Genomic DNA, 23,380 nt, shown 5'->3' with positions numbered 1-23,380 from the left:
CACGCTCTTAGTCCGGCTCTTCGCCGGACAGCAGGGCGGCGGCGCGGGTGCGGCTTTCGGTGTTGTCGCTCAGGCTGGGCGGTACGTCCTCGCCCGAGCGGCGGGCGCGAAAGAGTGCTGCGCGCATCAGGAAGATGGTGGTCACCGGCACGGTCACGGCGATGAAGATGGCGATCAGGATCGCGTGGATCGCGAGCTGGTGTTCCTGCACCGAGAAGTAGATCACGGTGGCGTGCATGATGCACCAGGTGCCCAGCGTCGCGATGATGGAGGGCGCGTGCACGCGCTCGAAATAGGTTTTGAGGCGCAGCAGGCCCGACGAGCCGATCAGCGCAATCAGCGCGCCCAGCACCACGACGACGGAGATGAAGATATCGAGCCAGAGCGGCAGCGGTTGTTCGATCATTCGATCACCTCGCCGCGCAGCAGGAACTTGGCCATTGCCGTGGAACTCGCGAAGCCTAGCAGCGCGATCAGCAAGGCAGCCTCGAAATAGGCGCTGGAGCTGTAGTAGATGCCGAGCACCAGCATGAAGAGCATGCCGTTCAGATACATGCAGTCGAGCGCCAGCACGCGATCCTGCGCCGCCGGGCCGCGCAGAATGCGCACGAGGCAGCAGAGCATCGCCAGCGACAGCAGAAACATGGCAATGGGCACAGCCCAGGAGAGCACGGGATTGATCATTCGAAAATCTCCATGAGGGGGCACTCGTACTTGGCCTTCACGTGGTCGATCACCTGCTGGGGGTCGCTGACTTCGAGCACGTGGAGCATCAGCACTGAGCGGTCCAGAGACAGCTCGGCCCACGCGGTGCCGGGCGTGATGCAGACGATCATCGCGAGCACAGCGAGGCCGTTGGGATCGCGCAGTTCCAAAGGAATGTTCACAAAGCCGGAAGGTGCGCGGCGCGACGATGGGTGTACGAGAAAGCGGATCACGGCGATGTTGGACTCGGTGGTGTCCACGACGACCGCAAAGCACAGGCGCAGGATCGCGCCGATGTTGCGAACCTGTACATGGCGCGGACGCAGGCCGCTAAACAGCACGGGCAGCAGCAGCGCCAGAATCAACGCCAGCAGAATGTGTCCGGCGCTCAGCGTCTGATTGAGCAGCAGCCAGATCACGAACAGTGCTACCGACAGCAGCGGCGCGGGGAAGATCTTTTTCATCATTGCGGGCCTCCTTGTGTGGAGGGCGTGGACGGCGCTGTGGGCTCGGCGGCCGGCTCATGAGTGACCGGACTGGGCTTGGGGCGCGCGGACATCACGGCGCCGATGTAGGTGCCGGGTGAGTGCAGCATGTTGGCGGTCGCCTGCGTGTAGCGCATCACGTCGTCTGCACGCACGGTGAAGACGATGCTCGCGCACAGCAGCATGGCAATCGGTAGTGCCTCTACCAGCCGCAGATTGGGCGCCGTGCGCGCATGGCTGGCCCAGAACACGCGGATGCCCGAGCGGGTGAGCGCGATCAGCGCGATCAGGCCGGTGACGATCATCAGCGTGACCAGCGTCCAGCCCGGTGCACCGAGCTGTATGCCTGCCGACGAGCCCATGCCCAGCGGATTCATCAATGCTGTCAGCATCGCGAACTTGCCGATGAAGCCAGACAGCGGCGGCAGCCCGGCAATGACCAATGTGCACATCACATAGGCGATGCCGAGGAAGGCTGCTGCTGCGGGAATCACGCGGCCGACCAGCATTTCCTCGTCTTCGTCGAAGTTGGTTCCGGCCTGCGGCACGAGCTCGGGCGAGAGGAAGGGGGCAGCCTCGTCGGAATCGTAGGGCGTGAAGCTGGAACCATCGTTGCGCCAGCGCTCGACCAGATCAGACAGCAGGAACAGCGTGCAGACCGCGAGCGTGGAGCTTGGCAGGTAGTACAGCAGACCGGCGGTCAGCTCGTTCTGCCCGAAGCCGACCGCCGCCAGTAGCGTGCCCGACGAGAGAATCGCAGCGTAGCCCGCGAGGTTCGCAAAGCGCTGAGACCCCAGCATGCCAATGGCACCGAAGGCCATGGTCAGCACGCCGCCGCCGATCAGCCACATGCTGCCGAAGAGGGCCGAGGCACCAGCCTCGCTGCTGAACATCAGCGTCCATAGACGCACGATGGTGTAGATGCCGACCTTGGTCATCAACGCAAACAAGGCGCCCACAGGCGGAGTGGCAGCGCTGTAGGCGGGCACCAGCCAGAAGTTCAGCGGCCAGACGGCGGCCTTGATGAGGAAGGCCGTCGCGAGGATTGCGGCAGCCGCATGCAGCAGCCCGCGGTCAGCGGCGGCGACCTTCGGGATGGCCTGTGCGAGGTCGGCCATGTTCAGTGTGCCCGTGATGCCATAGAGCATGGACGCGCCGATCAGGAACAGCGAGGACGCCGCCAGATTGATGGCGATGTAATGCAGCCCGGCCTGCACGCGCATACGCCCTGAACCATGCAGCAGCAGGCCATATGAGGCGGCCAGCATGATCTCGAAGAACACGAACAGGTTGAACAGATCGGCCGTGAGAAATGCACCCGCCAGACCCATGAGCTGCAGTTGGAACAGCGGGTGGTAGTGCACACCCGCGCGGTGCCAGCGCGATGCGGCAAAGATGATCGAGCACAGCGCGACGAAGCTGGTCAGCACCAGCATCATGGCCGAGAGCCGATCAAGCACCAGCACGATGCCGAACGGAGCGGGCCAGTTGCCGGGCAGGTACACGCCCATCGACGCGGTGCTGCCGGTCATCTTGCTCCAGCGCAGCAGCTGCACAGCAATGATCAGGCCGATGAAGGTCGAGAACAGGTTGATGACGAGCTTGGCGCGCTGGTTCTTCTCGCCCAGCAGCAGCATGATGGCCGCCGTGAACATTGGCAGCATGATGGGTGCCAGGATCAGGTGCGGCATCAGCGCATCGGTGATAGCGCTCACACTCATGGCATCTCCTGCGAGTTGCGCGCATCGACGCCGTCCACATGGTCGGTGCCGCTCATGCCGCGCAGCGCGAGCAGCACGACGAGGAACAGCGCCGTCATGGCGAAACCGATCACGATGGCCGTGAGCACGAGGGCTTGCGGCATCGGGTCAGCGTAGTGGTGCAGGTCCTGCGGAACACCGGCGGCGAGCACTGGTTCCTTGTCAATCGCCAGGCCGATGCGGCCCATGCTGAACATGAACAGGTTGACGGCATAGGCCAGCAGCGACAGGCCCATGATCACCTGAAAGGTACGCGGGCGCAGTAGCAGCCAGACGCCCGAGCCTGTGAGTATGCCGATGGCAATGGCAAGTACGATTTCCATCAGCTGGCTCCTTTGGGCGCGAGATCGGGGGCGGTGTTGTCGTCGGATGCAAAGCGTTCGGGTTCCTCCGGCTTTTCCACGGTGTGTGCTTCGCGCTGTTCCTCCAGCAGACGCTGGTGATAGCGATGGCCGCGCACCGACTGGTGGGCGATGGCCACGAGAATCAGCAGCGTTGATCCGACCACGAGCAGGAACACTCCGATGTCGAAGAACAGCGCGCTTGCGATGTGGATCTCGCCGATCACTGGCAGCGTGAAGTGCGCCGTGTGGCTGGTGAGAAACGGGTAGCCGAAGACGATCGACCCGAGGCCGGTGCCTAGCGCGAACAGCATACCGAGCGCGATCCACTTGCGGGGGAAGAGCGTGAGGTGTTCCTCCACCCACTCGGTGCCCGAGATGATGTACTGCAGCAGCAGGCCGACCGACAGCACCAAGCCCGCCACAAAGCCACCGCCGGGTTCGTTGTGCCCGCGCAGGAACAGGTAGAACGACACCAGTGCGGTGAAGGGCAGCAGCAGGCGCACCAGCACGGCGGGCACCATCAGATAGCCAACCGCCGTGTCCGGCGCGTTGCGCGGATTGAGCAGGTCGGTCTGCAAGTCAGGGGCGAGCCAGCGTTGCTGCTCGGGCAGATCCATGGCCTCGGGCGCAGGGCGAAAGCGGCGAAGCAGGGCGTAGACGGTGAGCGCCACAATGCCAAGCACGACGATCTCGCCGAAGGTATCAAAGCCACGGAAATCTACCAGCATCACGTTGACCACGTTCGTGCCGCCACCCTCGGTCAGGGCTCGTTCAAGGAAGAAGGTCGATGTGCTTTCCGGAAACGGACGGCTCATCATCGCGTAGGCCAGCCAGGCCATACCGCCACCTGCACAGGTGGCGATCACGAAGTCGCGTGCACGGCGTGCACGGGTACGCATGGATTTTTCGTCGGCCAGCGATATCGCCTGATCGCGCTTGGGCAGCCAACGCAGACCCAGCAGAATGAGGATGGTGGTGACGATTTCCACCACCAGTTGCGTGAGTGCGAGGTCTGGCGCGGAGAACCACAGGAAGGTCAGCACGGTGCACAGGCCCGAGCCACCCATCAGCGTCAACGCGGCGAGTCGGTGGTATTTGGCCTGCCATGCAGCTGCAAGTGCGCAGGCCGATCCGACCGACCAGAGCACGATGAAGGCGGGCGAGAGCGGCAGCGTGCCGCGATTGCCGAACTCGATGCCACGCGCAACGATGGGAATGACGGCAGCTACCACGGTGGCGAGGGCTAGCCACATCATTTGCCACTGCAGCTTGTGGGTGGACAACAGCCGCTTGCCGCGACGGCCAGCAATGGTGAGCAGGGTGATGAAGCCCTCGAAAATCCGGCGGCCGCTGACAAGCTGCATGACCGGCGGCCCATCGATGCGACCTGCCTCGCGCTGCGTGCGCAGTAGCCAGTACAGCAATATGCCGCCCGCGAGCGCGATGATGCTCATCACCAGCGGGGTGTTGAAACCGTGCCAGATCGCGAGACTGAATTCGGGCAGCTGACCCGTGCCGACCACCGGCAGTGCGGCGGCATCGAGAAAACGGCCGATCGCCCAGTTCGGGAAGATGCCGACCAGCAGACAGGCCAGCACCAGCAGCTCGACCGGCACGCGCATCCAGTGCGGGGGCTCGTGCGGCTGCAGAGGCAGGTCGGTGCACTTGGGGCCCCAGAACACGTCGACGATGAAGCGCAGCGAATAGGCCACGCTGAACACTCCGGCGATGGTCGCCAGAATCGGCATGGCGATGCCGACGATGGGCGCTGCGTCGACGAACACGGTTTCCGCGAAGAACATTTCCTTGGACAGGAAACCATTGAGCAGCGGCACACCGGCCATTGCGGCAGCGGCCACGGTGGCGAGCGTGGCGGTCACCGGCATCATGTGCCTGAGGCCCGAGAGACGGCGGATGTCGCGCGTACCGCTTTCGTGATCGATGATGCCGGTCGCCATGAACAGCGAGGCCTTGAAGGTTGCGTGGTTCATGATGTGGAAGACGGCGGCCACGGCGGCGAGCGGGCTGTTCATACCCAAGAGCAGTGTGATCAGGCCCAGATGCGAGATGGTGGAGTAGGCGAGCAGTCCCTTGAGATCGTTCTGGAACATGGCCGCGTAGCCGCCGATCAGCAGCGTCGCCACGCCCGCACCGCCGACCAACCAGAACCATTCGTCCGTGCCCGCCATCACCGGCCAGAAGCGTGCGAGCAGGAACACGCCGAGCTTCACCATGGTGGCCGAGTGCAGATAGGAAGAGACTGGCGTAGGCGCCGCCATGGCGTTGGGCAACCAGAACTGGAACGGAAACTGCGCGCTCTTGGTGAACGCGCCGAGCAGTACCAGCACCAGCGCCGTAAGGTACATCGGATGATTGCGCACCAGCTCGGCCGACCCCAGCACGCGGTCGAGGTCGTAGCTGCCGACGATGTGCCCGATCACCAGCATGCCCGCGAGCAGACACAGGCCGCCCGTGCCCGTGACGGTGAGTGCCATGCGCGCGCCGCGCCGCGCGTCCTCACGGTGGTGCCAGTAGCCGATCAGCAGAAAGGAGAACAGGCTGGTGAGTTCCCAGAAGAACACCAGTTGGATGATGTTGCCCGAGAGCACGACGCCCGACATCGCACCCATGAAGGCCAGAAAGAACGAGAAGAAGCGCGGCACCGGATCGGCGGGCGACATGTAGTAGCGCGCGTACAGCACGACCAGACTGCCGATGCCCATGATGAGCATGCTGAACATCCACGAGAAGCCATCCATGCGGATCACGAAGTTCAGTCCAAGCGCTGGAAGCCAGGCGAACTCCTGCCGTATCACTTCACCGTGCGAGATGTCGGGGAAGTACAGTGCCGTTTGCACCGCACAGAAAAGTGCGATGAAACCGGCCAGCGTCGACTCCGTATTGCGCGCGTTCGCAGGCAATATGGCGGCAATGACGCTGCCGATCAACGGAAGGATGATCAACAGAAGTAGGGACATGGGCATGACCGGTGAGGGGGTCGGGACAGAAAGCTGCTATGGATTTATAAGCACGCTTCACACGTCGAATATAAGGTTTCCTCGTAAAACTCCGGTGAATTCAAGGGTTGTTTCGATCCAAAGAAGGGCTTCGTTAGTCATTTTCCGTGAGAAACGTCGCTAGCGGTTGGACCTTCGATGGGTGTCCAGCAATGAAAAAGGCGATGGAAATCGCTTTCCATCGCCTTTGATTTGCAGTGGCGCGCTCAGTGCGCGGCCGCCGATTCAGTGCCGCCTCATGGCTTCTGTGTCTTGCCGAGCTCTGTCGTTGGCGTTGCTGTGGGTGTTGCGTCTGCCTTGGCAGGTTTTGGGGCAGCGAACTTTGCGGTCTTGGTAGTGTTGGCCGTCGCGTCGGCAGCCCCGGCAAACGGCTGGCCGTTGACGGTCAGGCCTTCGCCCGAGAGCTTGGCGGCGCGTTTGGCTCCTATGCCCTTGACTCGTCGGGTCAGATCAACCCAGTCGGCGAAGGGGCCGGATTTGCGCTGCTCCACGATCAAGCGAGTAGTGGCCGGGCCGATGCCCTTGATGCCGTCCAGCTCAGCCTCGGTGGCCTTGTTGATGTCGACTGCGGCCAGTGCGAGCGTGGTGCTCAGCATGGCCGCCAGACTGACGATCCAGCGTCGGAACTTCATGGTGATTTCCTCCCTCTGTGATGGCATTCGTTCTTGGGTGAATGCCGTGTTGCACAACACGCCAGAGAGGAGCTCCAACTTGTTTAAAGCTCTTCGACTCTGCGCGCCGGGTAACTATCCCATGTCTGGCAGCCGGGACACTGCCAGAAATGCTGACGCGCCTCAAAACCGCAGGCGGCGCAGCGGTAGCGTGTGAGCGGCTTTGCGGCCTGATCAAGAGATCGTTGCACCTGGGGGTGAAATTGCTCGTGTTCAAGCTTTTCGTCATGGAGCCATTTGGCCGCAGCGACTAGGGAAGACTCGTGTTCGAGGTGTCGCACATACCACTCTCGCGAGGTGGCGCTGTTGCCCAGCGCGTTCTCGAGCGAGACGATGCCTTCGAGCAGATCGAGCGATGGCATCACGTCATAGCGCTGGCGCAGCAGCGCGCGCACCTCGGTGGCTTTGCCGGTGGCTAGGCTGAGTTCGATCATCAGTGGCACGGCGAGAGGCAGCCAGAGCGGGGCGACCTCCGCGAGCTCGAGCAGGAAGTCCAGCGCCTCCTGCGACTTGCCCGCGCGCTGCTTGAGGCGGGCCAGCTCGATGCGTGCACGCGCCGCTTGTGGGGCTGTCTGCACGGCTTGTCTGAGCAAGGCTTCGGCACCATCGGTGTCGCCCTGTGCGGATTTGGCCAGCGCCTGCTCGCAGAGGAAGTGGGCCTGGCGCGCGCTGAAGTCGCCCTGATGTGCCTCCTGCATCTTCTGGGTGATCGCCATGGCTTGCGGCCAGTCACGCGAGCGCTCGTAGATGGCCAGCAGTGCCACGCGTGCCTGCGCCTCGAACGGTGTGCCTTCGAGGCGGCGCAGCGCGTCTTCCGCACGGTCGAGCAGGCCGGCCTTCAGAAAGTCGAGCGCGAGGGCATGCTGGGCTCGGTCGCGGTCGGCTCGGCTCAGGTCGCCGCGCGAGAGCAGGTGCTCGTGCACGCGCACGGCGCGGTTGTATTCGCCCCGGCGGCGGAACAGGTTACCGAGTGCGAAATGCAGTTCGGTGGTGTCGGGATCGTTCTGCACGGCCTCGATGAAGGCGTCGATGGCCTGGTCCTGCTGCTCGTTGAGCAAGAAGTTCAGTCCCTTGAAATACGCCTTGGGCGCGCGGCGGTTCTCGTCGCGCAACTGGCGCAGGTCGAAGCGCGAAGCCAGCCAACCGAGCACGAAGGCGACCGGCAGGCCCAGCAGAATCCAGCTGAGATCAAATTCCATGGATGGGGGGCTGCTGCAAGGCGGCGTCGTTGACGGGGCTTGGGGCTTGCACCGCAGCCACAGCAGTGGCCTCGGGCTGTGCGCTCTTTTGCGCTGCGGTGCGGTGCTTCCACCAGCGCGGGACCATACCAAGCACGCCGACGACCACGCCCAGCGCGAACGCCGCCAGCACGATCAGCACCAGCGGCGCGCGCCATTGCGTGCCAAAGAAAAAGTGGACGATCGAGTCCTGCTGGTTGTTCAGCGCAAACGCGAACAACGTGAAGAATATGGCTGCCTTGAGCAACCACAGGAAATATTTCATGGATGAATCTCTCCGGGGCTGCGGGAGATTCTACGGTCAGTCCTGCACCCGACGGGCGAAGCCCCTCATGGATGCGCAAGGAAGACAGGAGAACGGCTCAGGAAGCGTCCTTGAGCGGCGCTGCAGCGGATCCACGCTGGTCAACAGTTTCGCGCAGTGCCTTGCCTGGCTTAAAGTGCGGTACGCGCTTTTCAGGGATGGCGACGGCTTCCCCGCTACGTGGGTTGCGGCCCATGCGCGGCGGACGACGTGTGACCGAGAAGCTGCCGAAGCCACGAATTTCAATGCGGTGACCGCGCACGAGTGCATCGCTGACGGCGTCGAGAATGGTCTTGACGGCGATTTCGGCGTCGCGCTGCGTCAATTGGGTGAAGCGGGCTGCCAGTTCTTCAACAAGGTCAGATCGGGTCATGTAGATATCGCAAAACTTTGGTGAAACCAAAAAAAAGCGGACGCTTGAAGCGCCCGCTGTCCAGAGCGACCACCCGCTGGTTGGAACCAACTGGGCAGCCGTTCATTTCAGTGCCTGCAAGGCAACCGACAGGTGGGATTACTTGTCGGAGTTGTCCAGCTTGGCACGCAACAGGGCGCCGAGGCTGGTCGTGCCGGCGTTTTCCTTGGCGGACTGAGCCGACAGGGAAGCCATGGCTTCTTGCTGGTCAACCTGGTCCTTGGCCTTGATCGACAGCTGGATGTTGCGGGTCTTGCGATCCACGTTCACCACCACAGCGGTCACTTCGTCGCCTTCCTTGAGCACGTTGCGAGCATCTTCCACGCGGTCGCGGGAGATTTCGGAAGCGCGCAGGTAGCCGATGATGTCTTCGCCGAGGTCGATTTCAGCGCCACGGGCGTCCACAGTCTTGACCTTGCCGGACACGATCTGGCCCTTGTCGTTCACAGTCACGAAGGTCGTGAATGGATCGCCATCGAGCTGCTTGATACCGAGGGAGATACGCTCGCGGTCGACATCGACTGCCAACACGATGGCTTCGACTTCCTGGCCCTTCTTGTAATTGCGCACGGCGGCTTCGCCAGCTTCATTCCAAGACAGATCGGACAGGTGAACCAGGCCGTCGATACCGGCAGCCAGACCCACGAACACGCCGAAGTCGGTGATCGACTTGATCGGACCCTTCACGCGGTCGCCGCGCTTGGTGTTCTGTGCGAATTCTTGCCATGGGTTGGCCTTGCACTGCTTCATGCCCAGGCTGATGCGGCGCTTGTCTTCGTCGATCTCGAGGACCATGACTTCGACTTCGTCACCCAGCGACACGAGCTTGGAAGGTGCAACGTTCTTGTTGGTCCAGTCCATTTCGGAAACGTGCACCAGACCTTCGATGCCGGGTTCCAGTTCCACGAATGCACCGTAGTCAGCAATGTTGGTGACCTTGCCGAACAGACGTGTGCCCGAAGGATAGCGGCGAGCAACGCCCATCCATGGGTCGTCGCCCATTTGCTTGAGACCCAGAGACACGCGGTTCTTCTCGGTATCGAACTTGAGGATCTTGGCAGTGATTTCCTGACCGGCTTGCACCACTTCCGATGGGTGACGCACGCGACGCCATGCCATGTCGGTGATGTGCAGCAGGCCGTCGATGCCGCCGAGGTCCACGAACGCACCGTATTCGGTGATGTTCTTGACCACGCCGTTGACGATGGCGCCTTCCTTCAGCGTTTCCATCAGCTTGGCGCGCTCTTCGCCCATCGAGGCTTCCACCACGGCACGGCGGCTCAGCACCACGTTGTTGCGCTTGCGGTCGAGCTTGATGACCTTGAATTCCAAGGTCTTGTTCTCGTAGGGGGTCAGGTCCTTGATAGGACGTGTGTCGATCAGCGAACCTGGCAGGAATGCGCGGATGCCGTTGACCAGAACGGTCAGGCCGCCCTTGACCTTGCCGGAAGTAGTACCGGTGACGAATTCGCCGGATTCCAGAGCCTTCTCGAGCGACAGCCACGAAGCCAGACGCTTGGCGGTGTCACGCGACAGGATGGTGTCGCCGTAGCCGTTTTCGATCGAGCCGATGGCCACGGACACGAAGTCACCCACTTGGACTTCGATTTCGCCCTGGTCGTTCTTGAATTCGTCGATTGGCACGTAGGCTTCAGACTTCAGGCCAGCGTTCACAACCACGAAGTTGTGTTCAACGCGCACCACTTCAGCGGTGATGACCTCGCCTGGGCGCATTTCCGTACGCTGCAACGATTCTTCAAATAGGGCGGCAAAAGATTCAGACATGAATTTCCTTGTCCACAAACAGGTTTCCATTGGCACTATTGCCGAATGTTTTTATGGCTGCCTGCGGAGGGGTGTGGAGTCAACCACGGGGTTAGAGTTGCAAAAACCACACAGCCGATGCGCCAGCAGAGCGCGACAGGGACCGTGTGGGCCAGCGGGGTCAGTTGATGGCGCTTGATCCGAAAATCAAGTGCCAAATGGCTGACGTGTCTGCCACCAGGCAATTACCTGATCAACCGCCTCATCGACGGAAAGATCAGAGTTGTCCAGCACCAGAGCATCCTGCGCAGGCTTGAGGGGCGCCACTGCCCGGTTCTGATCCCGGGCGTCGCGTGCCTCCAAGTCGGCGCGAAGAATGTCGATATTAGCTGAAATCCCTTTAGAAATCAACTGCTTATGGCGGCGCTCGGCGCGACAGGCTGCGGATGCCGTTAAAAACACCTTGAGCGGGGCCTCGGGGAAGATCACCGTGCCCATGTCCCGGCCGTCCGCGACGAGGCCGGGAAGCTTCTGAAAGCTGTGCTGCAGATCGACCAGCGCCAGGCGCACCTGCCCCAGCGCCGAGACCTTGGAAGCGTTCATTCCGGCTTCTTCGGTGCGGATGGCATCGCTCACATCCTCCTTGCCGAGCCAGATGCGCCCCCCCTCGAAATGCACCGGCAGTTCGCGGGCGAGGGCGGCGATGCGCTCCTCATGGGCGGTGTCGATGACCATGCCGGCCTTGAGGGCAGCATAGGCGGTGATGCGGTACATCGCACCAGAGTCCAAGAACCGATAACCGAGCTTCCTGGCGACAGCTGCCGCCACCGTGCCCTTGCCGGAGGCGGTAGGGCCGTCGAGGCAGATCACGGGAATGTGCTTCTGCTCGGTGCGCGCGACGCTGAAAAGCGCCTCGAAATAGTCGGGGAAGGTCTTGCCGACGCACTTGGGGTCTTCGATGCGCACCGGTACGCTTGCCGGGTTGAAGGTGGCAAGCGAGAAGCACATCGCGACGCGGTGGTCGTCGTAGGTGTGGATGCTGGCGGCCTTCCAGTCGGCGGCGGTGGCCGGCGGCGTGATGCGCAGGTAGTCCGGGCCTTCCTCGATGACCGCGCCGAGCTTGCGGCTTTCGATGGCCATGGCGGCGATGCGGTCGGTTTCCTTCACGCGCCAGCTCGCGATGTTGGTGAGCGTGGTCGTGCCGTCGGCGAACAGTGCCATCACCGCCAGCGTCATGGCCGCGTCGGGGATGTGGTTGCAGTCCATGTTGACGGCCTTGAGTGGCCATGCACCGCGGCGGATTCTGAGCCAGTTCGGGCCGCTTTCGATGTCGGCCCCCATGGCGCGGGCGGCTTCGACGAAGCGGATATCGCCCTGGATGGAATCTTGCCCGACACCGAGTACCTGGATACCGTCCTGCCCTTCGCTGCTCGGCGCGATGGCACCGAGGGCTATGAAGTAGCTCGCCGAGGAGGCGTCTGCCTCTACATGCAGCACGCCGGGCGACACATAGCGGCTGCCCGCCGCGATAGTGAAGCGCTGCCAGTTGTCGTGTTGGACGATGATGCCGAAGCGCGCGAGCAGCTCGAGCGTGATGTGGATGTAGGGTTTGGAGATCAGCTCGCCGACCACGTCGATGACGATGTCCTGCGTCTTTGCGACCAGCGGCAGAGCCATCAACAGGGCGGTCAAAAACTGGCTCGAGACATCGCCGCGCACCTTGATCGATTCATTGAGCTTGAGCGGCGGCAGGCCGTCGCCGTGCTGGATACGCAGCGGCGGAAAGCCCTCATTGCCGAGATAGTCGATCCGGCAGCCAAGCTGGCGCAGCGCGTCGATCAGGTCGCCGATCGGGCGCTCGTGCATGCGCGCCACGCCCTTGAGTTCGAATTCACCGCCGAGCAGCGACAGCGCGGCGGTCAGCGGGCGCATGGCCGTTCCGGCATTGCCGAGGAAAAGGCTGGCGGGGGAGGTCGGGGCCTTGGTGCCGAGGCCGGTAATGCGCACGGTGCCCGCATCGTCGCCCAAGCCTTCCTGTACATCACAGCCGATCTGGCGCAGCGCGTCCAGCATCACACGGGTGTCGTCGGAGGCGAGCAGGTCGCGCACTTCGGTCGTGCCTTCGCTTAGAGCGGAGAGCAGCAAGACGCGATTGGAGATGCTCTTGGAGCCGGGAAGTTGCACGCTTCCGCCCGCGGATTGCAGGGGCGGGAGGTCGAGGTACTCGGTAGTGAACATCGTAGGTTTACAAGTCGTCTTTGCGCGTGCGCTGCGCACCCATGCGCCAGTTGGCGCGCGTGTGGCTGGCGAGGGTAATCAGGTCTTCGAGCGCCTGATCGTCGTTGCCCTGCAGGGCCTTCTCGAACTGTGCGAGCGCCTGCTGGAACTGACGTGACTGCGCGAGCACTTCGTCGCGATTGGCGCGCAGCACGTCGCGCCACATCTTCGGGTCGCTCGCGGCGATGCGGGTGAAATCACGGAATCCGGGGCCAGCGAGCGAAAGCAGCTCGTCCGAACGCTCCTGGTTCGTCAGGCTGTTCATCATCGCGAACGCGAGCATGTGCGGCAGATGGCTCACGGCAGCAAATGCGGCATCGTGCGCTTCGGGCGACATGTGCGAGACGCGGCAGCCGAGGGCTGTCCAGAGTTCTTCGGCGCGGCGGATCTGCGCGGTCAGCGTGCGCTCAGTCGGCGTGAGGATGACCTGGCGGCCGGTATAGAGATCGGGATCGGAATGCTCCACGCCCGCGACTTCGCGGCCCGCAATCGGGTGAGCGGGGACGAAGGAGCCGATCTGGTCACGCAGCGAAGCACGCGCGGCCTGCACCACATCGGCCTTGGTCGAACCCACGTCCATCACCAGCATCTGCGGCGTGACGAGGTGCTTGATGGCCTTGAGGGTGGCTTCGGTCGCCGCCACCGGAACGGCGACGAGCACGATATCGGCACCGGCCACGGCCAGCAGGGCTGAGGGAGCTTCCACATCGATCACGCCGAGTTGGCGTGCGCGTTCGGTGGTCGAGGGTGACTTGCTGTAACCGACCACGCGATTGACAAGTCCGGCGCGCTTCATGGCCTTGGCGAATGAGCCTCCCATGAGGCCACAGCCGATGAGACCTAGTTGTTCGAACATGCGGGTCAACCTCAGGCAGCGGACGTGGGGTAGGTGCCGAGCAGCTTGTAGAACGCGCTGAGCTGTTGGAGCTCGCCGAGTGCTTGTGCCACGTTGGACTGTTCGGGGTGGCCCTCGATGTCCACATAGAAGTAGTACTCCCACTTGCCGGTACGGGCGGGTCGCGACTCGAATCTCGTCATCGAGACATTGTGTTTCTTGAGCGGCGCGAGCAGGTCGTACACGGCGCCCGGACGGTTGGGTACCGAGATGATCAGGCTGGTGCTGTCATGGCCCGACGGCGGCGGTGTGTTCAGCGTGCCGGGCAGGCAGATCACTGCGAAACGCGTGCGGTTGTAAGCCTCGTCCTGAATCGCGTGCGCCACCACATGCAGACCGAACTGTTGCGCGGCGCGCTCGCTGGCGATGCCTGCCCATGTGGGGTTGAGCGCTGCCAGACGTGCGCCTTCGGCATTGCTCTCCACCGGGCGACGCTCGGCGTGCGGCAGGTGCTTGGACAACCACGCCTGACACTGCGCCAGCGCCTGCGGGTGTGCAGCGATGACCTCGATTTCCTCGGCGGAATTGGTCGTGCGCAGCAGGTTGTGGCGAATCAGCAGGCTCACTTCGCCCACCACGTGGCAGGGGGTGTGCAGCAGCATGTCGAGCGAGCGGGTCACCACGCCTTCTGTGGAGTTTTCGATGCCGACGACGCCATATTGCGCGCTGCCTGCGGCGGTGGCGTGGAAGACCTCTTCAAAGCTGTTGCAGTAGAGCAGGTCGGCCGCGCCGCCGAAATACTGGATCGCTGCTTCTTCGCAGAAGGTGCCTGCAGGGCCGAGCACCGCCACGCGCTGGGGTGATTCGAGTGCGAGGCAGGCCGACATGATCTCGCGCCAGATGGCAGCCACATGTGTGGGCTTGAGCGGGCCGGGGTTGGCGGCCTTGATCTTCTCGATGACATGTGCCACGCGATCCGGGCGGAAAAATGCCGAACCTTCTCGCTTCTTGACCTCGCCCACACGCTCTGCCACCAACGCGCGCTGGTTCAGCAGGGCGAGCAGTTGTTGGTCGATGTTGTCGATCTGCACACGCAGGCTGGCGAGATCTGGAGAGGCTTGAGGAGTGGTCATCGTTGCGGGGTCGGTATTCGGAAGTTCGGAAAAAGGCGTTCAGTACATCGGCTGCGGTGCGCGGGAGGAGCGCAGCGGTCAGCTATGCTTTTGTTCAAATTCTCGCATGTAGGCGATCAGTGCCTCGACGCCCGCCATCGGCATGGCGTTGTAGAGGCTGGCGCGCATGCCGCCCACGGACTTGTGTCCCTTGAGCTGCAACAGGCCGCGCGCCTTGGCACCGGCGAGGAAGGCGTCGTTGCGCGATTCGTCATTCAGAAAGAACGGAATGTTCATGCGCGAGCGGCAGTTTGCTGCGACCTTGTTGACGTAGAAGCCCGATGCGTCGACGTAGTCGTACAGCGCCTTGGCCTTGGCGATGTTGCGCAGTTCCATGGCAGCCACGCCGGTGGCATCGCCTTCGCGCTGGTTCTTGAGCCATTCGAAAGTCAGACCCGCGATGTAGATGCCCCAGGTCGGCGGGGTGTTGAACATGGACGCGTTGTCTGCGACCACCTTGTAGTCGAACGCGCTCGGGCAGGCGGGCAGGGCGTGGCCGAGCAGATCTTCGCGCACGACGATGAGTGTGAGGCCGGCGGGGCCGAGGTTCTTTTGTGCGCCGCCGAAGGCGAGGCCCACCTTGGACCAGTCCACCGAACGCGAAGCCACGTGTGAGGAAAAGTCGATGACCAGCGGCGCATCGCTGCCCAGTGCCTTCAGGTCCGGCAATTGCTGGAATTCCACACCGTCGATGGTTTCATTGCTGCAGATGTGCAGGTAGCTCGCGCCACGGCTCAATTGCCATGAGGATGGATCGGGCAGGGTGGTGAATTGGCTTTCCTTGCCCGATGCGGCGGTGTGCACTTCGGATGCGTACTTGCCCGCTTCCTTGAGCGACTTCTGGCTCCACGAACCGGTGACCACGAAATCCACGGTCGCGCCGCGTGAGAGGTTCAGCGGAACGATGGCGTTTTCTGCCAAGCCTCCACCTTGCATGAACAGGATCTTGAACTCCTTGGGCACTGCCATGAGTTCGCGGAAATCGGATTCCGCCTTTTCGCAGATCGAGATGAATTCCTTGCCGCGATGGCTCATCTCCATCACGCTCATGCCACTGCCGTGCCAGTCGAGCATCTCGGCGGCCGCTGTTTTCAGAACTTCTTCGGGAATGGCGGCAGGACCGGCAGAAAAGTTGTAGGGGCGATTCATCATCAAACCTGAAAAAAGAAAAAGCAGCATCTCGCTGCAAGCATCCTTCGCGTGACTGATTGTCGGCGCGAAGGATGCCGTGTTGCTGCGGACAGCGGGTTGCTTGCGCGAGCCCGCTCACCACATGGGGGCATCAAGCGTCGCTGGCGGTGCCTTCGTCACCTTCTGCTCCATTTTCGACGTCGCCGCCCTCTGCCGCATTCGCGTCGTTTTCGACGATGCGCTGCAAGCCGCTCAGCTTGGCTCCATCATCCAGCGAAATCAAGGTGACGCCTTGCGTTGCGCGTCCCATCTCGCGGATTTCGCCCACGCGGGTGCGCACCAGAACGCCAGTGTCAGTGATCAGCATGATCTGGTCGTCGGTGCTCACCAACGTTGCCGCAACCACTTTGCCATTGCGCTCGGTCTGCTGGATCGCGATCATGCCCTTGGTGCCGCGACCATGGCGGGTGTATTCGCTGATGTGTGTGCGCTTGCCGTAGCCGTTTTCAGTGGCGGTCAACACGCTTTGCGCGCTGGTGTTGGCTTCGCCACCTTCGATCGATTCGGCAGTTGACTCTGCATCTGCCACGAGCATCGCGATCACGCTTTGCGTCTCGTCGATGTTCATGCCGCGCACGCCGCGTGCCAGACGGCCCATCGGACGCACATCGTTCTCATCGAAGCGCACAGCCTTGCCACCGTCGCTGAACAACATCACGTCGTGCTTGCCGTCTGTGAGTGCCGCGCCGATCAGGAAGTCGCCCTCGTCCAAGCCCACGGCGATGATGCCGGCCTTGCGCGGGTTGCTGAAGTCGTCGAGCGCCGTCTTCTTCACCGTGCCCATGCTGGTCGCCATGAACACGTAGTGATCGGCCGGAAAGCTGCGGTATTCGCCGGTCAGCGGCAGCACCACGTTGATCTTCTCGTCGTCTTGCAGCGGGAACATGTTGACGATGGGGCGACCGCGCGAACCGCGCGAACCGGCGGGCACTTCCCAGACCTTGAGCCAGTACAGGCGGCCCTTGTTCGAGAAGCACAGCAGATAGTCGTGCGTGTTGGCGATGAAGAGCTGGTCGATCCAGTCGTCTTCCTTGGTCGCTGTGGCCTGCTTGCCGCGACCGCCACGTTTTTGCGAGCGGTATTCCGACAGCGGCTGGCTCTTGATGTAGCCGGAGTGCGAGAGCGTTACCACCATGTCGGTGGGCGTGATCAAGTCTTCTGTGGAGAGGTCCTGCGCGCTGTGTTCAACCTCGGTGCGACGTGCGCCGAGCTTGGTCTGGCCGAACTCGGTCTTCACGACGGTGAGTTCTTCGCCGATGATGACGGAGACGCGCTCGGGCTTGGCCAGAATATCCAGCAGGTCTTCGATCACCGCCATGACTTCCTTGTACTCGGCGACGATCTTGTCCTGCTCCAGACCGGTCAGGCGCTGCAGACGCATCTGCAGGATCTCCTGGGCCTGTGTTTCGGAGAGACGGTACAGGCCATCGGACTGCATGCCGAACTCGTGCTCAAGGCCTTCTGGGCGGTAGTCGTCAGCGCTGATCACGCCGCCGTCTTCGCGGGTGCGGGTGAGCATTTCGCGCACCAGCGAGCTGTCCCACGAGCGAGCCATCAGCTCTGACTTGGCGACCGGTGGAGTGGGCGATTCGCGGATGATGCGGATGAAGTCATCGATGTTCGCGAGCGCAACCGCCAGGCCTTCGAGCACGTGGCCGCGATCGCGGGCCTTGCGCAGCTCGAATACAGTGCGACGTGTGACCACCTCGCGGCGGTGCTGCAGGAACACCTGAATCAGTTCGCGCAGATTGCACAGCTTGGGCTGGCCATCGATCAGCGCGACCATGTTCATGCCGAAGGTGTCTTGAAGCTGCGTCTGCTTGTACAGATTGTTCAGCACCACCTCGGGCACTTCACCGCGCTTGAGTTCGATCACAAGACGCATGCCCGACTTGTCGGACTCGTCCTGAATGTGGCTGATGCCTTCGATCTTCTTCTCGTGCACCAGCTCGGCCATGCGCTCCTGCAGCGTCTTCTTGTTGACCTGGTAGGGCAGCTCGTCGACGATGATCGACTGGCGCTGACCCTTGTCGATGTCCTCGAAATGGCACTTGGCACGCATGACGACGCGGCCACGACCAGTGCGATAACCTTCTTTCACACCGTTGATGCCATAGATGATGCCGGCGGTGGGGAAGTCCGGCGCGGGAACGATCTCCATGAGCTCGTCGATCGTCGCATCCGGGTTGCGCAGCATGTGCAGGCAGGCATCCACCACCTCGTTGAGGTTGTGCGGCGGAATGTTCGTCGCCATGCCCACAGCGATACCAGCCGAGCCATTGACCAGCAGATTGGGCAGTCGGCTGGGCAGTACCAGAGGCTCCTGCTCGCTGCCATCGTAATTGGGACCGAAATCGACGGTTTCCTTGTCGATGTCGGCCAGCATTTCGTGGGCGATTTTCGACAGGCGGATTTCGGTGTATCGCATGGCGGCGGCGCTGTCGCCGTCCACCGAACCGAAGTTGCCCTGACCGTCCACCAACATATGACGCAAGGAGAAGTTCTGCGCCATGCGCACGATGGTGTCGTAAACAGCAATGTCACCATGAGGGTGATATTTGCCGATCACGTCACCCACGATACGGGCGGACTTCTTGTATGGACGGTTCCAGTCATTATTGAGCTCGTGCATGGCATACAGAACTCGCCTATGTACTGGCTTCAGGCCATCGCGTGCGTCGGGGAGGGCGCGGCCCACGATCACGCTCATCGCGTAATCAAGGTAACTGCGGCGCATCTCCTCTTCGAGGCTGATGGGCAAAGTTTCTTTGGCAAACTGGGTCATGACAACTGGAATGACTGCGGAAGTCGCCATTTTAGGTCCAACGTCATGTTGCGCGCTGGCAACAATTCTTCGGGTATTGCGCTTTTGTCCTACCGTTCATGACCCTCAGGTGCAGACCGGACGATGTTACGTATGGCACAATCGTTTCCAACGTTCTTAGTGATGGTCACTGACGACGTCCCTGATTCGCAGCGCGGCTGCGGCTTTTTCCCCAAGAGGAGAACCATGAAGAAACTGAACAAAGTGGCGATGTTGTTGGCCTCTGCCGTGCTCGCTACATCTGCTGGCGCTCAAATCAAGGCAGCTGATGGCGGCAACGTCGTCGACAATTGGCAAAACGGCACTGGTGAGTTGGTCTGGAAGAACGGTACCAACGAACTGTGCTGGCGTGATGCCAACTGGACGCCTGCTACCGCTGCCGAAGGCTGCGATGGCGCTCTGCAAAAGGCTGCGGTTGCTGCTCCGGCTGTCGCTCCCGCACCAGCACCTGCTGAAGCCAAGCCTGCTGCTCCTGCACCAGCACCTGCAGCAATTTCCAACAAGGTTACTTACGCTGCTGACGCGTTCTTCGACTTCGACAAGTCTGTCCTGAAGCCAGAAGGCAAGGCCAAGCTGGATGATCTGGTCTCCAAGGTCAAGAACATCAACCTGGAAGTCATCATCGCTGTGGGTCACACCGACTCCATCGGTTCCGATGCTTACAACCAGAAGCTGTCGGTTCGCCGCGCTGAAGCTGTGAAGGCTTACTTGGTGTCCAAGGGCATCGAAAAGAACCGCGTTTACACCGAAGGCAAGGGCGAAAAGCAACCAGTCGCAGACAACAAGACTGCAGCTGGCCGCGCCAAGAACCGTCGCGTGGAAATCGAAGTGGTGGGCACACAAGCCGCCAAGTAATCCTTGCGATTGCGATGAAAAGCCCCTCTCGAGGGGCTTTTTTCATGGCCGTTCGCCTTTCGGGATGCAGGTTGATGCTCTCGATGACCCGCGAATCGGGGAAAATCACCGCATGACTGAATCCGTGAACGCCGATCCGGCCGAACTGGCCAAATTTTCCGAACTGGCCCATCGTTGGTGGGATCCAGAAAGCGAGTTCCGCCCGCTGCACCAGATCAACCCTCTGCGCTTGGACTGGATTGACCAGATTTCGCCCCTGCGCGGCCAACGGGTGCTGGACGTCGGCTGCGGTGGCGGCATTCTGGCGGACTCGATGGCAAGACGCGGTGCTCAGGTGCTCGGCGTCGATCTGGCCGCCAAGGCGCTGCGTGTGGCGCAACTGCATGCGCTCGAGACCGAAACGCCCGATATTCAGTACCGCGAAGTAGCGGTCGAGGCGTTGGCCGAGGAGCAGCCCGGCGCATTCGATACCGTGACCTGCATGGAGATGCTCGAACATGTGCCCGATCCGGGCTCGGTCGTCGCAGCCTGCGCCAAACTCGTCAAACCGGGTGGTTGGGTCTTCTTCTCGACGATCAACCGCAACGCCAAGGCATTCATGCTGGCCATTGTCGGTGCGGAATACCTGCTCAAGATGATCCCCAAGGGCACGCATGAATACGCCAAGATGATCCGCCCGAGCGAACTGGCCATGGCCTGTCGGGTTGCCGGACTGGACGTGCTGCAGACCCGTGGCCTGCAGTTCAATCCGCTGAGCAACCGGTATTGGCTCAACGACGACACCAGCGTGAACTATATGTTTGCCACCCGTCGCCCCATTGAGAACTGATGGACCACCCGAGATGAGTGAATTGACGAAGAACGTCCGAGCTGTCCTGTTCGATCTCGACGGAACCCTGATCGACAGCGCCCCCGACCTTGGCGCTGCAGCCGACATGCTGCGCGTGGCGCGCGGCATGCCCTCGTTGCCGATCGACGCCTATCGCCACATGGCAGGCGCCGGTGCGCGAGGCATGCTCAAGGTCGGTTTCGACATGACGCCGGAACACCCCGACTTTTCGGCATTGCGGGAAGAGTTTTTTAACAACTACGAAGCCCGCATCCATGAAAGCACCTTTCAGTTCGAGGGTGTTCCTCAATTGGTGGATGCACTGGTCGCACGCTCCATGCCTTGGGGCGTGGTGACGAACAAGGCGACCCGCTTCACCTCGCTGATCGTGGAACGCATGCCGCTATTCGCCTCGGCTGGCGCGGTGGTAAGCGGCGATACGACCCCACATTCCAAGCCGCATCCAGCTCCCTTGCTCGAGGCGGCGAAACGAATCCAGGTCGATCCGGCGCAGTGCATCTACGTTGGCGACGACGAGCGCGACATCATCGGCGGCAAGGCGGCTGGCATGTTGACGGTCGCCGCAGCCTACGGCTACCTGGGTGATGGAGCCAATCCGCGCGACTGGGGTGCAGATTTCTTGATCGAATCTCCCCTTGAGCTCTTGAAATTCCTGAATACAGACTAAAATAGCTTCCTAAGGGGCTGCCCTGGTTTCGACGTGGGTTCGGAATCGGCGTGGTGCATGTCGAGCTTGAGTGACGCTCGTAAATCTCCATTCAAAAAACTAACTGCAAACGACGAACGTTTCGCACTCGCCGCTTAAACACCGGTGAGCTTTGCAACAGCACGCTGATGGGCTGGGCAAGGGGGTAGCAATACCTCCAGGCTGCAAAGGAATTCACATCAGCTGGCCGCGTACCGGGCTCCTTGGTATGTAGCGAGATCCAAGGGAGCTGGCTTCCTCTGTAGCGTGTGCCTGCGCGACTCTGGAGGCGAGACTCAAATCAGAACACTAAACATGTAGATCTGCCCGGTGAAGGCTTGCGGACGCGGGTTCAATTCCCGCCAGCTCCACCACCATAACGTTCAAAGGCGTTCACTGAAGTTCAGTGAACGCCTTTTTTCTTTGTTAAATCAATGAGTTATGGTTTGTGATGGTTCATTGTCGTTCGCTGACAGCCGGAGGATGATGGGGGTACGAGTGGGGGTGCAATCCTGTTTTTGCATATACTTCAGCCAATCTGTACCCCCTGATTGGCGCTAGGCCTTGCTACATGGGCCTTTTGGCGTTTCACTTGTACCCCCGTGGGGTACGCGTCAGGTGGGCGTTGTACCCCCTAGCCAATTGAGTTCATGCCCCATGTTGACCGATGTGCAATGCCGAAACGCCAGTTGCCCCGCTGATCGCAAACAAGCGAGATTTGCTGATTCCGGAGGGCTTTACTTGCAGGTGAGTCCGAATGGCTCCAAGCGGTGGTTCTACAAGTACCGAATCCAAAATAAGGAAAAGCAGCTTGCATTGGGCAGCTATCCGACTGTTTCCCTGACGGCGGCACGCAAGGCGCGTGATATTGCCAAATTGAAGAAATCGGAAGGTGTTGATCCAGTTCAGGCTCGAAAAATGGAAAAGCTCAAGGGCTTGGCAGTTGACGGAAGCGTGTTCAAGGTTGTGGCATTGGAGTGGCACGCCAAGCAAGTAGGGACATGGAGTGCCAGCCATGCCGAACGTACAAAACGCCAGCTTGAACGAGATTTATTTCCATGGATCGGTGATCGACAAATGGAAAGCATTGAGCCAATGGAGCTCCTGTCCGTTCTGAAAAAAGTGGAAGAGCGGGGTGCTATCGAAACGGCGGATCGAGGTCTGATGCTTGTTCGCCAAATATGGCGTTACTGGCTTCCAACCGCTGGAAATGATCAACGGGACATCACCGAAGGCTTGAAAAGTCGATTGCTACCGTATCGTGGCAAGAATTTCCCCGCAATTGTTGAGCCGCAGCGTTTTGGTGAACTACTTCGGGCTATGTATGCCTACAAGGGTGGCCCGATTGTCCGTACAGCGCTGTTGCTGGCGCCAATGCTCTATCAGCGCCCCGGAAACTTGCGCATGATGGAGTGGACTGAGCTCGACTTGGATGCTGCCACATGGACGATTCCGAGCGCGAAGATGAAGCGAACGGTGGAGGAAAAGGCTAACGGTGACCCGCATGTGGTGCCGATGCCAACGCAAGCCGTGGAGCTGCTGCGAGACTTGCAGGAGTTGACAGGACGTAGCCTTTACGTCTTTCCAGGGCAGCGTGATCATGAGCGCCCAATGTCAGATAACTCCGTGCGAAGCGCTTTGTATGGTCTTGGGTTTGGGACTGAGCAGAGCTGGCACGGATTCCGCGCAAGTGCGCGCACTATGCTTGTTGATCAGCTGGATTTGGATCCTTTGGCAATTGAGGCAAATCTGGCGCACATGGTGAAGGACTCCAACGGTCGTAGCTACAACCGTACGAAATACTTGGCAAAGCGCTTTGAAATGGTTCAGCAGTGGGCTGATTACTTGGATCAACTGCGTTTGGGTGAGGCTGCAAAGGGATAGCCCTTGGTGGGCTACTTTGCAGCGGTTACTGCCGCTCACCCCGCCGCGCAAAGGAGGCCCTACAGAGAGCACCAGCGGATTTTTTGACCAGCCTGTCGCATGCCGCT

The 23,380-nt window shown here is 61.3% G+C and carries 20 protein-coding genes and 1 other RNA gene; 5 read left to right on the top strand and 16 right to left on the bottom strand.

Annotated features, from left to right (window positions below):
• Nucleotides 1-7 precede the first annotated feature (7 nt).
• The 16 genes from G7047_RS13935 to gyrA all read right to left on the bottom strand — a co-directional run bounded on the left by G7047_RS13935 (nucleotide 8) and on the right by gyrA (nucleotide 18,960).
• Nucleotides 8-406 (bottom strand): Na+/H+ antiporter subunit G, encoded by a 399-nt coding sequence (locus G7047_RS13935; protein ID WP_166306384.1) that lies wholly within the window; start codon nucleotides 404-406, stop codon nucleotides 8-10.
• Entirely contained in the window at nucleotides 403-684 is a 282-nt protein-coding gene (locus G7047_RS13930; RefSeq protein ID WP_166306381.1) for a K+/H+ antiporter subunit F, read from the bottom strand. The genes G7047_RS13935 and G7047_RS13930 overlap by 4 nt, the downstream gene beginning before the upstream one ends.
• Nucleotides 681-1,172, bottom strand: a complete 492-nt coding sequence (locus G7047_RS13925) for a Na+/H+ antiporter subunit E (RefSeq protein WP_166306377.1) — start codon at nucleotides 1,170-1,172, stop codon at nucleotides 681-683. Before G7047_RS13925 ends, G7047_RS13930 begins: the two co-directional genes overlap by 4 nt.
• On the bottom strand, nucleotides 1,169-2,911 hold the full coding sequence (locus G7047_RS13920; RefSeq protein ID WP_166306374.1) for a monovalent cation/H+ antiporter subunit D: 1,743 nt from the start codon (nucleotides 2,909-2,911) through the stop codon (nucleotides 1,169-1,171). The genes G7047_RS13925 and G7047_RS13920 overlap by 4 nt, the downstream gene beginning before the upstream one ends.
• Complete coding sequence (locus tag G7047_RS13915; protein WP_166306371.1) at nucleotides 2,908-3,273, bottom strand: Na+/H+ antiporter subunit C; 366 nt, start codon at nucleotides 3,271-3,273, stop codon at nucleotides 2,908-2,910. Before G7047_RS13915 ends, G7047_RS13920 begins: the two co-directional genes overlap by 4 nt.
• A complete protein-coding gene (locus tag G7047_RS13910; protein ID WP_166306367.1) occupies nucleotides 3,273-6,272 on the bottom strand; it encodes a monovalent cation/H+ antiporter subunit A in 3,000 nt (999 codons plus the stop codon). The genes G7047_RS13915 and G7047_RS13910 overlap by 1 nt, the downstream gene beginning before the upstream one ends.
• A gap of 275 nt (nucleotides 6,273-6,547) precedes the next feature.
• Nucleotides 6,548-6,943 carry a helix-hairpin-helix domain-containing protein gene (locus G7047_RS13905; protein ID WP_166306364.1) on the bottom strand — a complete coding sequence of 132 codons (396 nt, stop codon included), beginning with the start codon at nucleotides 6,941-6,943 and terminating at the stop codon, nucleotides 6,548-6,550.
• 83 nt (nucleotides 6,944-7,026) lie between these two features.
• On the bottom strand, nucleotides 7,027-8,181 hold the full coding sequence (gene lapB, locus G7047_RS13900; protein ID WP_166306361.1) for a lipopolysaccharide assembly protein LapB: 1,155 nt from the start codon (nucleotides 8,179-8,181) through the stop codon (nucleotides 7,027-7,029).
• Nucleotides 8,171-8,485 carry a lipopolysaccharide assembly LapA domain-containing protein gene (locus G7047_RS13895; protein ID WP_166306358.1) on the bottom strand — a complete coding sequence of 105 codons (315 nt, stop codon included), beginning with the start codon at nucleotides 8,483-8,485 and terminating at the stop codon, nucleotides 8,171-8,173. Before G7047_RS13895 ends, lapB begins: the two co-directional genes overlap by 11 nt.
• 97 nt (nucleotides 8,486-8,582) lie before the next feature.
• On the bottom strand, nucleotides 8,583-8,897 hold the full coding sequence (locus G7047_RS13890; RefSeq protein WP_166306355.1) for an integration host factor subunit beta: 315 nt from the start codon (nucleotides 8,895-8,897) through the stop codon (nucleotides 8,583-8,585).
• Nucleotides 8,898-9,035: 138 nt separating this feature from the next.
• The gene (gene rpsA, locus G7047_RS13885) at nucleotides 9,036-10,721 is read right to left on the bottom strand and encodes a 30S ribosomal protein S1 (protein ID WP_166306352.1); all 1,686 of its coding nucleotides are present in this window, start codon (nucleotides 10,719-10,721) and stop codon (nucleotides 9,036-9,038) included.
• Between the two features lie 186 nt (nucleotides 10,722-10,907).
• On the bottom strand, nucleotides 10,908-12,938 hold the full coding sequence (locus tag G7047_RS13880) for a bifunctional 3-phosphoshikimate 1-carboxyvinyltransferase/cytidylate kinase (protein WP_166306349.1): 2,031 nt from the start codon (nucleotides 12,936-12,938) through the stop codon (nucleotides 10,908-10,910).
• A gap of 7 nt (nucleotides 12,939-12,945) precedes the next feature.
• A complete protein-coding gene (locus G7047_RS13875; RefSeq protein ID WP_166306346.1) occupies nucleotides 12,946-13,833 on the bottom strand; it encodes a prephenate dehydrogenase/arogenate dehydrogenase family protein in 888 nt (295 codons plus the stop codon).
• 11 nt (nucleotides 13,834-13,844) lie between these two features.
• Nucleotides 13,845-14,945: a prephenate dehydratase gene (gene pheA, locus G7047_RS13870; protein WP_166306343.1), complete on the bottom strand. Its 1,101-nt coding sequence runs from the start codon at nucleotides 14,943-14,945 to the stop codon at nucleotides 13,845-13,847.
• A 78-nt stretch (nucleotides 14,946-15,023) separates the two neighbouring features.
• On the bottom strand, nucleotides 15,024-16,133 hold the full coding sequence (gene serC / locus G7047_RS13865) for a 3-phosphoserine/phosphohydroxythreonine transaminase (RefSeq protein ID WP_166312063.1): 1,110 nt from the start codon (nucleotides 16,131-16,133) through the stop codon (nucleotides 15,024-15,026).
• 133 nt (nucleotides 16,134-16,266) lie between these two features.
• Nucleotides 16,267-18,960, bottom strand: a complete 2,694-nt coding sequence (gene gyrA / locus G7047_RS13860; RefSeq protein ID WP_166306340.1) for a DNA gyrase subunit A — start codon at nucleotides 18,958-18,960, stop codon at nucleotides 16,267-16,269.
• A 225-nt stretch (nucleotides 18,961-19,185) separates the two neighbouring features.
• On the opposite strand from gyrA, the gene ompA reads away from it, so the two are divergent.
• From ompA to G7047_RS13835, 5 genes are all read left to right on the top strand, one after another.
• Complete coding sequence (ompA, locus tag G7047_RS13855; RefSeq protein ID WP_166306337.1) at nucleotides 19,186-19,854, top strand: outer membrane protein OmpA; 669 nt, start codon at nucleotides 19,186-19,188, stop codon at nucleotides 19,852-19,854.
• A 112-nt stretch (nucleotides 19,855-19,966) separates the two neighbouring features.
• Nucleotides 19,967-20,683, top strand: coding sequence for a bifunctional 2-polyprenyl-6-hydroxyphenol methylase/3-demethylubiquinol 3-O-methyltransferase UbiG (gene ubiG, locus G7047_RS13850; protein WP_166306334.1), 717 nt, complete (start codon nucleotides 19,967-19,969; stop codon nucleotides 20,681-20,683).
• A 22-nt stretch (nucleotides 20,684-20,705) separates the two neighbouring features.
• Nucleotides 20,706-21,371, top strand: a complete 666-nt coding sequence (locus G7047_RS13845) for an HAD family hydrolase (protein WP_205904843.1) — start codon at nucleotides 20,706-20,708, stop codon at nucleotides 21,369-21,371.
• A 13-nt stretch (nucleotides 21,372-21,384) separates the two neighbouring features.
• Nucleotides 21,385-21,763: a transfer-messenger RNA gene (gene ssrA, locus G7047_RS13840) on the top strand.
• A 283-nt stretch (nucleotides 21,764-22,046) separates the two neighbouring features.
• Nucleotides 22,047-23,273 (top strand): integrase arm-type DNA-binding domain-containing protein, encoded by a 1,227-nt coding sequence (locus tag G7047_RS13835; protein ID WP_166306328.1) that lies wholly within the window; start codon nucleotides 22,047-22,049, stop codon nucleotides 23,271-23,273.
• Nucleotides 23,274-23,380: the final 107 nt, after the last annotated feature.

The sequence above is a fragment of the Diaphorobacter sp. HDW4A genome (genome assembly GCF_011305995.1).
Taxonomy (GTDB): domain Bacteria; phylum Pseudomonadota; class Gammaproteobacteria; order Burkholderiales; family Burkholderiaceae_C; genus Diaphorobacter_A.
Note: the sequence above shows the minus strand (reverse complement) of the source record. Positions and strands in the feature narration are given on the sequence as shown.

Coding starts and splice junctions, on each gene's coding strand:
- G7047_RS13935 (WP_166306384.1), bottom strand. CDS start 406: ATGATCGAACAACCGCTGCCGCTCTGGCTCGATATCTTCATCTCCGTC.
- G7047_RS13930 (WP_166306381.1), bottom strand. CDS start 684: ATGATCAATCCCGTGCTCTCCTGGGCTGTGCCCATTGCCATGTTTCTG.
- G7047_RS13925 (WP_166306377.1), bottom strand. CDS start 1,172: ATGATGAAAAAGATCTTCCCCGCGCCGCTGCTGTCGGTAGCACTGTTC.
- G7047_RS13920 (WP_166306374.1), bottom strand. CDS start 2,911: ATGAGTGTGAGCGCTATCACCGATGCGCTGATGCCGCACCTGATCCTG.
- G7047_RS13915 (WP_166306371.1), bottom strand. CDS start 3,273: ATGGAAATCGTACTTGCCATTGCCATCGGCATACTCACAGGCTCGGGC.
- G7047_RS13910 (WP_166306367.1), bottom strand. CDS start 6,272: ATGTCCCTACTTCTGTTGATCATCCTTCCGTTGATCGGCAGCGTCATT.
- G7047_RS13905 (WP_166306364.1), bottom strand. CDS start 6,943: ATGAAGTTCCGACGCTGGATCGTCAGTCTGGCGGCCATGCTGAGCACC.
- lapB (WP_166306361.1), bottom strand. CDS start 8,181: ATGGAATTTGATCTCAGCTGGATTCTGCTGGGCCTGCCGGTCGCCTTC.
- G7047_RS13895 (WP_166306358.1), bottom strand. CDS start 8,485: ATGAAATATTTCCTGTGGTTGCTCAAGGCAGCCATATTCTTCACGTTG.
- G7047_RS13890 (WP_166306355.1), bottom strand. CDS start 8,897: ATGACCCGATCTGACCTTGTTGAAGAACTGGCAGCCCGCTTCACCCAA.
- rpsA (WP_166306352.1), bottom strand. CDS start 10,721: ATGTCTGAATCTTTTGCCGCCCTATTTGAAGAATCGTTGCAGCGTACG.
- G7047_RS13880 (WP_166306349.1), bottom strand. CDS start 12,938: ATGTTCACTACCGAGTACCTCGACCTCCCGCCCCTGCAATCCGCGGGC.
- G7047_RS13875 (WP_166306346.1), bottom strand. CDS start 13,833: ATGTTCGAACAACTAGGTCTCATCGGCTGTGGCCTCATGGGAGGCTCA.
- pheA (WP_166306343.1), bottom strand. CDS start 14,945: ATGACCACTCCTCAAGCCTCTCCAGATCTCGCCAGCCTGCGTGTGCAG.
- serC (WP_166312063.1), bottom strand. CDS start 16,133: ATGAATCGCCCCTACAACTTTTCTGCCGGTCCTGCCGCCATTCCCGAA.
- gyrA (WP_166306340.1), bottom strand. CDS start 18,960: ATGACCCAGTTTGCCAAAGAAACTTTGCCCATCAGCCTCGAAGAGGAG.
- ompA (WP_166306337.1), top strand. CDS start 19,186: ATGAAGAAACTGAACAAAGTGGCGATGTTGTTGGCCTCTGCCGTGCTC.
- ubiG (WP_166306334.1), top strand. CDS start 19,967: ATGACTGAATCCGTGAACGCCGATCCGGCCGAACTGGCCAAATTTTCC.
- G7047_RS13835 (WP_166306328.1), top strand. CDS start 22,047: ATGTTGACCGATGTGCAATGCCGAAACGCCAGTTGCCCCGCTGATCGC.